The following is a 3909-nucleotide window of genomic DNA, read 5'->3' as shown; positions in this document are numbered from 1 at the left end:
AAGGTTCCACCTCTTCCCATTCCGAACAGAGAAGTTAAGCTTCGTCACGCCGATGGTACTGCGTAACAGTGGGAGAGTAGGTAGCCGCCGTTTTGGGATTCTCCCCCGGTCTGATGGCCGGGGGAGGATCCCTTTCTCTTTTTGAGATTATGCATTTCTTTTTCTTGTCATAATTGCTTCTTCTGTATAATTTTTTTATTTTTGTTCCTTTCTAACCTAATATGTCAAAGACATAGAATTTAATTGGTGACATGAAGACATTTATTTTAGGAAAAAGGCAGGTGTTTATTGGGATGCTGTATTCATATTGTATGTTTATTTTCATAGGGATACACGCTAATCCATCTTATACAATACATACTGAGTCTTTGACTACCTCCAATGGCTTATCCAATAATACGGTTCGTCATATATATCAAGATAGTAAAGGATTTATCTGGTTCAGCACATTGAATGGGTTGAATCGGTATGACGGGAATACTTTTCGGACATTCTTGCCGGACAGTATTGGCGAATTACCTTCATTGGCTGACGGAAGAGTAAAAAGTGTGTGTGAAGACAATCATGGCTTTTTATGGATTTCTACCTCCATAGACCGTTTCAGTTGTTATGATTTGAAAAGGGATTGTTTTGTTGATTATACAGGTTGTGAGGCATTCAAGGAGCAATATGCTTATATTACTTTGTTGTCTGATGCGGTATGGTTATGGGGGCGTGGCAAGGGATGTAGGCGCGTATGCTACAAGAATGACAGGTTCTATTCTGACGTGTTTTGTCTGGAAAATGGGACATTGGATACGAATACAGTTTCATTTATCGAGCAAGACAGTTTGGGGCGTGTATGGATAGGAACACAGGAGGGGCTTTACGTCTGGCAAAACAAAGTATTGAAAAAATGGTCTCTTCACACAGTTTCGTGTGGATACATTGCTTTTCAGAGTATGTTTGTTTCATTACTGCCAAAGGTGAAATATGGTGTATAGGAAAGGATGAGCAACGGGCGACAAAGAAGGCTGAATTGCCGAATGTATGTTCAGGATATGATTTACCGGGTAATGCAGCGATTGGTAATCAATGGTTGATTTTCACGGGTGATGCTAGTTTTGTCTTTTTACCTGCTACCGGTGAGCTATCTCGTGCACCGGCTTCCTGGAATATTCCAGGGGCAGAGATAATAACAGATAATTGTGGAAATTACTGTGCATACAACAAAACCGGACATTTATATTATATCCAGGCAAAGACGGGTGAGGTGATGTCTTTCCGATTGATGCAGGAAGAAAAAGTACAGCTGATAGATAAGGAACGTTATCATGTTGTGCGTGATTCACGTGGCATTCTTTGGATTTCCACTTATGGAAATGGTTTTATATACATATGATTTGCATACTGGACATTTGTCACATTTCAAAGCAGATGACACACGTTCTTCTGTTTTGCTTTCAGATGAGTTGTTATATATGATGGAAGACCGTTCGGGTAGTATCTGGATTGGTGTCGATCATACAGGTGTGTCTCACCTGAAGATGGTAGACAAAATATCAGATTTGTTTTATCCTGAACCTCAAGGTGAAGATAAAAGCTTGTATAAGAATAATGTACGGACTTTGGCATCTCTCTCTGATGGCGATATTTATATGGCTACACGTAACGGAAAAGTTTATCTTTACGATTCTACGTTTTCGCAGAAAAAATATGAGAAGGAATATGTCAGTAATGTCTATTCAGTTTGCGAAGATACGGCTGGTGTATTGTGGCAGGGTATGCGGGGAGGAGGATTAAGAGTCGGCAACCGTTTGTGGTTGCATCATGCAGATAATCCGGCTTCTTTGGCTTCTGACGATGTTTATTCTTTGTTGAGGGATCGCAAGGGCCGGATGTGGGTCGGTACCTTTGGAGGTGGGCTTGATTTGGCACTTCCCGATGGGAAAGGAGGATATATCTTCCGGCATTTTTTCAATGATTCTTATGGACAGAAACGTATCCGTATGTTGGTTGAAGACCGGAATGGCTGGATTTGGGCTGCGACGAGCGACGGAGTGTTTATTTTTCGTCCCGAACGTTTGCTGGCAGATGAGCAGGCATATTATCATTATAACAGGCAAAACGGGAATTTACGGAGTAATGAAATCCGACATCTTTTGCAAGACCGTAACGGTAATCTGTGGATAGCTGAAGCGGGAACCGGTTTCAGTATCTGCAAACCAGGTGATGATTATGCTCGGCTTCGTTTTTCGCATTACGGAGTGAGTGATGGCTTGGTAAACGATATGATACAGGCTTTAGGCTTTTGCTGAAGATTCTAAAGGGAATATTTGGATTACCACCGAATATGGAGTTTCGTGTTTTGATGTATCTTCGAAGACTTTTCTGAATTATTTCTTATCGATGCAGATGTTGCAGAATGTTTATAACGAGACTTCCGCACTAGCTTTGCCAGACGGGAGAATCCTGATGGGATCCAATGATGGGGTTACTGTGGTTGATCCTTCACGGGTTAATACTGACCGTCGTATACCGTCTGTGACTTTTACTGACCTACGATTGAACGGTGTTTCAGCCGGGAGTAGTGGGACAGAGCGTCTATTCGAGAAATCATTGCCTTATACCTCTTCGGTACAGTTGGATTACAGCCAGCATTCGTTTACTGTTTATTTCTCTACTTTGGATTATTCGGCTATTGTGCCGCCTCGATTTACCTATCAGTTGCAGGGGTATGATAAAGGATGGAGTGTGCCTTCGGTATTACCTTGGGGTACTTATAAGAATCTTCCCCCTGGCACTTACAAGTTGCATGTGAAGGCATGCAATTCGTTCGGACAGTGGGGCGATGATTATACGACACTTGAGATTGTTATTGTTCCACCTTTTTGGCGTACTGGGGGGCATTTGTCATTTATTTGTTCTTGCTAGGGAGTCTGATGTATGTGGCATGGCGTGTCGTGCGTCGCATGGATGATTTGCGGAACAAGGTCAAGGTGGAAAAAGAACTGACCGAGTACAAATTGAGGTTCTTTACCCATATATCCCACGAATTCCGTACGCCGCTTACGCTGATTCAGGTTGCTCTGGACAAGATGAATCAGGTGAAAGTGATTCCGAAAGAGATGGTATCTTCTGTCCGTATGATGGATAAAAGTGCCCGGCGTATGTCACGACTTGTTAATCAGTTGCTTGAATTCCGGAAAATGCAGGAAAAGAAGCCTGTGCTTTCGTTGGAAGAAGCAGATGTCATTGCTTTTTTGCACGAAATATACTTGAATTTTAAGGAAGTGGCTGAATCTAAAAGAATGGATTTCCGTTTTCTTCCTTCTGTTCCGTCTTATAAGATGTTTCTGGATAAAGAGAAGCTGGACAAGATAGTTTACAATTTGCTTTCCAATGCATTTAAGTATACTCCTTCCGGTGGAAAGGTTGATTTTTCGGTTCAGGTGGATGAAACAATTCATCAGCTTGTTATCCGCGTGGTTGATACAGGGGTGGGAATACCGAAAGAAAAACGTGAACAACTTTTCAAGCACTATCTGCAAAATAGTCTTTCGGGAGATAGCATGGGAATCGGATTGTATCTTGTTCATGAACTGGTGCAGGTACATAAAGGAACTGTTGTCTATGAGGAATGTAGGGGAGGAGGGTCGGTGTTTATCGTTACGCTTCCTGCCGATGTCTCGGTTTATGATAAAAAAGATTTCCTGATACCTGAGAGTGCTTTGTTGCATGAAGAAGAGTTGAGACATCGTTTATCACCGTGGTAGACCGTATGGTGCAACAAGCCATTAACCAGGTTCTGACCCCTATCTGTGAGTGCCAATTCTCGAGGAGCAGCTACGGCTTCCGTCCAAGAAGAGGTTGTCATGACGCACTGCGAGGGGCGCAAGAAATAATCAATGCAGGCTACATATATGTAGT

Annotated in this window: 5 protein-coding genes, 1 rRNA gene and 1 pseudogene; all 7 read left to right on the top strand. The window is 42.4% G+C overall.

All coding sequences use genetic code 11. The features are described from left to right. A 5S ribosomal RNA gene (rrf, locus tag B5F78_RS16055) occupies positions 1 to 93 on the top strand; the annotation flags it as partial. Between the two features lie 275 nt (positions 94 to 368). Then, positions 369 to 983 (top strand): ligand-binding sensor domain-containing protein, encoded by a 615-nt coding sequence (locus tag B5F78_RS17910; protein WP_239473503.1) that lies wholly within the window; start codon positions 369 to 371, stop codon positions 981 to 983. 35 nt (positions 984 to 1018) lie between these two features. After that, complete coding sequence (locus B5F78_RS17905; protein WP_239473502.1) at positions 1019 to 1381, top strand: hypothetical protein; 363 nt, start codon at positions 1019 to 1021, stop codon at positions 1379 to 1381. Positions 1382 to 1460: 79 nt separating this feature from the next. Continuing rightward, on the top strand, positions 1461 to 2297 hold the full coding sequence (locus B5F78_RS17900) for a ligand-binding sensor domain-containing protein (protein WP_239473501.1): 837 nt from the start codon (positions 1461 to 1463) through the stop codon (positions 2295 to 2297). 97 nt (positions 2298 to 2394) lie between these two features. After that, positions 2395 to 2913, top strand: a complete 519-nt coding sequence (locus B5F78_RS17895) for a triple tyrosine motif-containing protein (RefSeq protein ID WP_239473500.1) — start codon at positions 2395 to 2397, stop codon at positions 2911 to 2913. 8 nt (positions 2914 to 2921) lie between these two features. Next, a complete protein-coding gene (locus B5F78_RS17890; RefSeq protein ID WP_337959695.1) occupies positions 2922 to 3755 on the top strand; it encodes a sensor histidine kinase in 834 nt (277 codons plus the stop codon). Further along, positions 3746 to 3909: pseudogene (locus B5F78_RS16970) on the top strand (group II intron reverse transcriptase/maturase); the annotation flags it as partial. The gene B5F78_RS17890 and the pseudogene B5F78_RS16970, both read left to right, overlap by 10 nt.

The sequence above is a fragment of the Bacteroides sp. An279 genome, from assembly GCF_002159615.1.
Lineage (GTDB): Bacteria > Bacteroidota > Bacteroidia > Bacteroidales > Bacteroidaceae > Phocaeicola > Phocaeicola intestinalis.
This window is presented reverse-complemented; position numbering and strand designations above follow the sequence as displayed.

Coding starts and splice junctions, on each gene's coding strand:
- B5F78_RS17900 (WP_239473501.1), top strand. CDS start 1,461: ATGATGGAAGACCGTTCGGGTAGTATCTGGATTGGTGTCGATCATACA.
- B5F78_RS17895 (WP_239473500.1), top strand. CDS start 2,395: ATGTTGCAGAATGTTTATAACGAGACTTCCGCACTAGCTTTGCCAGAC.
- B5F78_RS17890 (WP_337959695.1), top strand. CDS start 2,922: ATGTATGTGGCATGGCGTGTCGTGCGTCGCATGGATGATTTGCGGAAC.